The 5,465-nt window shown below is 36.6% G+C and carries 6 protein-coding genes; all 6 read right to left on the minus strand.

Annotation, left to right across the window (positions count from 1 at the left end; translation table 11 throughout):
* Positions 1-216: 216 nt before the first annotated feature.
* Positions 217-621, minus strand: coding sequence for a DUF3021 domain-containing protein (locus HMPREF2634_RS08115; RefSeq protein WP_021001422.1), 405 nt, complete (start codon positions 619-621; stop codon positions 217-219).
* Between the two features lie 12 nt (positions 622-633).
* A complete protein-coding gene (locus HMPREF2634_RS08120; RefSeq protein WP_037590258.1) occupies positions 634-1,089 on the minus strand; it encodes a LytTR family DNA-binding domain-containing protein in 456 nt (151 codons plus the stop codon).
* A gap of 25 nt (positions 1,090-1,114) precedes the next feature.
* On the minus strand, positions 1,115-1,978 hold the full coding sequence (locus HMPREF2634_RS08125) for an ABC transporter permease (RefSeq protein ID WP_021001421.1): 864 nt from the start codon (positions 1,976-1,978) through the stop codon (positions 1,115-1,117).
* 1 nt (position 1,979) lies between these two features.
* Positions 1,980-2,846 (minus strand): ABC transporter ATP-binding protein, encoded by an 867-nt coding sequence (locus HMPREF2634_RS08130; protein ID WP_021001420.1) that lies wholly within the window; start codon positions 2,844-2,846, stop codon positions 1,980-1,982.
* Between the two features lie 152 nt (positions 2,847-2,998).
* The gene (locus tag HMPREF2634_RS08135) at positions 2,999-4,978 is read right to left on the minus strand and encodes an FtsX-like permease family protein (protein WP_021001419.1); all 1,980 of its coding nucleotides are present in this window, start codon (positions 4,976-4,978) and stop codon (positions 2,999-3,001) included.
* Positions 4,959-5,465 (minus strand): ABC transporter ATP-binding protein (locus HMPREF2634_RS08140; protein ID WP_142350303.1); only part of this gene is annotated, 507 nt, incomplete at its 5' end. The genes HMPREF2634_RS08135 and HMPREF2634_RS08140, both read right to left, overlap by 20 nt.

Raw genomic sequence — 5,465 nt, forward strand, 5'->3', positions numbered from 1 at the left:
CCTTGAAAGCGGGTTTTGTAAATTTTCTTCACGTGTTGTACGTCTAATAGTGTCATCATTTTCTCCTAACAATTTTTATATATCTATCATACTGAAAAGAAAAGTAACTTTCCATACTTTAACCTTTCATTTTTGACTTTTATCTTACATTTTTGTAAGAAAAAAGGCTTGGACAAATGTGTCCCCAGCCCTCTGGATATAACTACAAGACCTAAGCTATTCTTTTGTACGGTTTCTTCTTAATTTTACAAGTGATTCATTGATTTTCTTTGTTTTTAGATAAATATCTAAGCGAACAAATAGCCAAATTAAAATATAAATAACAATGAAATCTAGCCAAAATTCAGCTCGCACAAGATTGAAATCCCAGCCATTATAAATCATCATCACACAAACTACAATTAAAGTTAGGAAAAAATGAATCGTTAACTGTAGCAAATAAGAAAAATTTTCAACCTCAAATAGTAAAGTAAATAAGCCAATCAAAGCACTCATTATCAAGATACTGATGATATTAGCAGTTGTCGCTTGGGATTCTTGAATCCGAAAAGCTAAGACAAGTAAATAAACCAAGGAACCAGTGCGCAGACCTTCTAGCATAGACACTACAATTTTTTTCATGTTTGTTCCTTTCTACAAACCGAGATAATCCATTAACAATCTGACGTATTTCCGACTGACACTTGACTTAATTTTGTTTGTCAATCTAGCCGTCATATTTCCTGAAAAGCTATCCGATAATGATAACAAATGGTCAATATTGATGACAGCGTGTTTTGAAATTTGAATAAAGTTTTTACGATTAACCCGACTTTGAAAATGTGTGAGTGTTTCGGTCGTCGCATAGATACCATCCACACAATACACCATCAATGTTGTCTGATTGATGTCTGCCAAAATAATCTGATCCGTCTTTACCATGACAATTTTATCATCTGTTTTAATGGGAATAGCATTCACATAAAACGACTTGTACTGATGTAAATATTCAAAAATTTCTTTGGCTTCAGCTTCTAACTCGTCCGCTTGAATCACAACAAGTGGATCATTTGAAGGAATGGTTGGATTCATTTTGAATTTAGTCTGCAAAAAATTTCTCTAACTTTCTATCAATTTAAGCAGTTTTAGTCCACCGATTGGTAGCAAACTGTTGGATTGTCCAAATGACAAGCAAGGCAACTAAAACTACTACAACTATATAGTATGTTTCTTTCATTGTCAATAGAGATTCCCACTTTAATTGAATGCCCATCATCTTTTCAAAATAATCTTGCGCTGCTGTATTATGATGAAAAGCAGTAGCTAAACTATCTTTCATCATTACTTGTCTAAAGAGAGAAGCAATATACGTGGAGGGAGTACATTTCATTATCGTTTGAGCAAATGACGGAAGAACCCCTATTGGAATATAGGTTCCAACTAAGAAACCAGAGGCAGCTCCGATAATCGTTGCTAGCTTTCCAAGCGTATCTACTGATTTGAAGTGATTCACAAGGATACCATTGAAAATCGAACATAAGAGTGCATTGAGCACCATAATAAGGAGGATTTGAGGAAGCAAAGTCCAATCAACGACAATCTGATCGTCCCAGATAAAGTAGCCTTCCATGATAGTAAACATGATGATCTGCATCAAAAATCCAATGATGGCAGTACTCAGAAGGTAACTGATAGACAAGCCCCAGAGTCCCAAATCTGTCAGAACTAGGTCTTGTGTTACGTTACTTTCTCTATCTTTCGCTAGTTGGGAAAAACTCGAAAAGGTTGTGGTTAACCCTGTAATGGCAAGCGTTCCACCAATCAACCACGAATCCAATAACTGATTGGTATGAGGGACTTGACTCCAAGAGGTCTTGATATTTGCTTTCAAAAAAACTAAGTATAATATAAAGGAAATCATGGCTCCAAGAAGGGATAAAACCACTCCACTACGATTACGAAAATATAGTAAAAAATTTCTTTTAATGATCATTATCATTTTAACGTACCTCTCTTCCTGTCAACGCCATAAAAGCATCGTCCATTGTTCCTGGTCGAAATTCAAATTGTCGAATAAAAGAGCGACCACACGTTAGAATCTCTAAAGCCTCTTCTGTCGTTTCTGGGTGAATCAACAGTTCATTCACTCTTACTTCCTCAAAAGGAATCTCTTCCTTCAAAATTTCTTTAAAATCAGCAGTATCGGTCACGAATACCTTGAGAAAATTCTGAGCATATTGCTCTTTAATCTGATTAGCAGAACCTTTGGCAGTCACTTGACCGTGATCCACAATATAAATCATATCTGCATCATCTGCTTCATCTAAATAATGAGTGGTTAAGATAACCGTCATCTTCTCTTTTATTTGCAACTGGTGAATCAGCTCCCAAATGGCTTTCCTAGTTTGAATATCTAAACCAGTAGTTGGTTCATCAAGAAAGAGAATATTTGGGCTATTCAGCAGAGCACGGGCAATATCCACTCGTCGTTTTTGTCCACCTGATAAAGTCCCATATAATTGCGTTGAGAAATTTTGCAATCCCAATTGATTCACTAAGCTATCAACTTTTCCTTTATCAATATCCTTATATTGACCTGCTCTAATTTCTAAATTTTCTTGCACCGTTAGCATATCATCTAAAACACTGTTTTGGAAAACAACACCTAATTTAATGGGGTTATCATACAGTATCTCTCCTGCCGTAGGCTGCAAAAGTCCTGTCAACATTTGAATCGTTGTAGACTTTCCAGCACCGTTTGGTCCTAAAATAGCGGTAAAACTTCCTGTTTCAATCTGAAGATTCAAATCATTCACAGCTTGCTTATTATCATAGACTTTGCTAAGATGGCGTGTTTCTAGTAGCATAACGTTCCTCCAATAATTTATTTTACGAACTTATCATACTCCTCACTTTTAAAAAAATCTCGCACTTTTGGATAAGAGGTTCTACTAGCTAGATAAGAAGTCAGATTTACAAGATAAAAACCACTCGCCAAAAAACGAATGGTTCAAAATACTTATTGTGCTACAATCTTTTGGTAGCTTCTGGAGGTCATTACAAACACTAAGATGTAAACTAAGAGGAAGACACCGCAAGTGGTTATCGTTGTTTGAATGAGTAATGGTATATTTGTTGCACCTAAGAGAGCTACAATCAGCTGCAACATATGAAAAGCAACAGCGATATGAAGAAAGGCAAAGATAAGTGGTAAGAAGAAAACTGTTACGATTTGCTTCCGAATCGTTGCCTTCGTTTGCTTTTCATCCAGTCCAACTTTTTGCAGAACGATAAAGCCTTCACGATCTTCATAACCTTCTGAAATTTGTTTGTAATAAATCACAAGAACTGTTCCAAGTAGGAAAATCGTCGAAAGGAAAATTCCGATAAATAGAAGAGTCCCAATCACACCCTGATATTCTTTTTCAATGCGATAACGTTCAGAAACACTGATAATTTTACTTTCTTTCCCTTGCTGATTATGAAGAGCATTAAAAATACTCTCTTGCAGATTAACCTTTTTATTAGCCGATTGAATACCAATAAAATACGTGTAACCGTCTTTCAAACCCACTTGACTTGGTTGATTGACAACCAGATACATCATTTTTTGCGATACCATACTGGATGCATTGGCAATCTTTCCATGTGCAAAATCTGTTGTCAAACGCTCTTTGATCTTCCACGATTTCCCATTGATGGTCAGATCTTGTTTTTGATTGATTTGAAGATTTTTGGTATAAAGAAGCGTTTCATTATCCGTTAAATTAACCTTACTCCCAGCCATTTTTTCATACTCTTGAGAGCTAATGACAAGGAAAGTAGCCATTGATTTTTGAGCTTCTTCTACATTTAATCTAGCTGTGTTTTCAGGAATCGTTAGCTGATTGCCATTGATTTTTGAAATAGAAGAAATTTGATAACTATAATCTTCATACTTAGCATCACGTATCCCTTTTTTGTGCACTACGTCTTTTACCGCCTGTAAAATTGCAGCATTTTTAGCCATCGTTCTACTTGTAATTGAAATATTATAATCCTTTGGATGCAAAGAAGTCATATAATCTTTCCCACCCACATAGATATTAATAGAGCCAACCAAGGTTACTAACAGCATAGTTGAAAGGATAGAAATTGTAGCCAGACCTGCAGCATTTTTACGCATACGAGAAATCAAATTCGAAACAGAAATAAAATTTTGTATTTTGTAATAGTATCTCTTTCGTTTCTTTAAGAATTGCAAAAGCGTAATCGTTCCTGCATTAAAGAGAAGATAGGTTGCTAAAACAACCATGAGAACTGCGATAAAAAAATTAAAAATCGCAGCAACTGGTTTCTCAACTGTGAGCGCAATATAATAAGCCACAGCAAGAAGTCCAAGTCCTAAAAGTGTCTGCAAACCAAGAAATCGTCCTTTCTTCTCTCCAGCCTTCTTTTCTTTCATCAAATGAAGCGAGCTGTACCGAAGCAGACGCGTGGAATTTAAAAATAGAATCAACACAAAGGCAAGACCTAGACTGGCTAAAACAATAAAGACATTTAACCATTGGAAGGTCGAGGCAATGACTACTTTCATTCCCATGAATTTGAGTAAAACGGCAAAAAGGATTTTGTCTAAAAGGAGACCCAAAGCAAGTCCAAGTCCAATAGTCACTAGAGAGAAATAAAACATTTCAAAGAAAGTCATCAGCAACAAATGACGTTTCTCCATTCCTAAAATGCTGTATAATCCTAACTCTTTGGAACGATTTTTCATGACAAAGCTATTGGCATAAGTAATCAAGATAAGAACTGCAATTTGAATGACTGAAATACCAAATTGTAGAGTCATACGAGCCGCAGTACCACCGTAAGTAGCTTCTAAGTTTGGACTGTGAGCAAGTGATACAAAGCTATATAAAATTGCTGTTGCTACAATCGTTGCCAACGCAAAAGGATAATATAAACTACGGTTTTTTACCAGATTTGAGATGGCTAATCTATTCGTTAGTTTGAACATAATCATTCACCTCGCTTGCCATGACCGTTAAGGTATCAGAAATCTCTTGGAACATCTGCCGCTCCGTCTTGTCGCCTCGGAAAATCTGATTGTACAAAATCCCATCCTTGATAAAGAGCACACGTTTGGCGCGACTTGCCGCCGCTGTCGAATGCGTCACCATAAGTATCGTTTGACCACGATCATTAATGTCATCAAATACATCTAAAAGCGCCGCAGAGGATTTTGAATCAAGCGCCCCAGTTGGCTCGTCCGCTAATAAAATCTCCGGCTCAGTAATAATCGCTCGTGCCACTGCCACCCGTTGCTTTTGACCACCTGAAATTTCATAGGGATATTTTTCTTGCAGTTGGTTAATTCCCAATTCGTTACAAATTGTAACTAGCTTTTGCATCATTTCCGTGATGGGACGGCGCGATAGGACGAGCGGCAAAAGAATATTGTCCTTGACCGAGAGCGTGTCTAACAGGTTGAAATCTTGAAAAAC

This window comes from Streptococcus sp. HMSC034B03, assembly GCF_001838575.1.
Taxonomy (GTDB): domain Bacteria; phylum Bacillota; class Bacilli; order Lactobacillales; family Streptococcaceae; genus Streptococcus; species Streptococcus anginosus.

What these genes read in the sequence shown, in the direction of transcription:
- HMPREF2634_RS08135 (WP_021001419.1), bottom strand. Translation starts at nt 4,978, where the DNA reads ATGTTCAAACTAACGAATAGATTAGCCATCTCAAATCTGGTAAAAAAC.
- HMPREF2634_RS08130 (WP_021001420.1), bottom strand. Translation starts at nt 2,846, where the DNA reads ATGCTACTAGAAACACGCCATCTTAGCAAAGTCTATGATAATAAGCAA.
- HMPREF2634_RS08115 (WP_021001422.1), bottom strand. Translation starts at nt 621, where the DNA reads ATGAAAAAAATTGTAGTGTCTATGCTAGAAGGTCTGCGCACTGGTTCC.
- HMPREF2634_RS08125 (WP_021001421.1), bottom strand. Translation starts at nt 1,978, where the DNA reads ATGATAATGATCATTAAAAGAAATTTTTTACTATATTTTCGTAATCGT.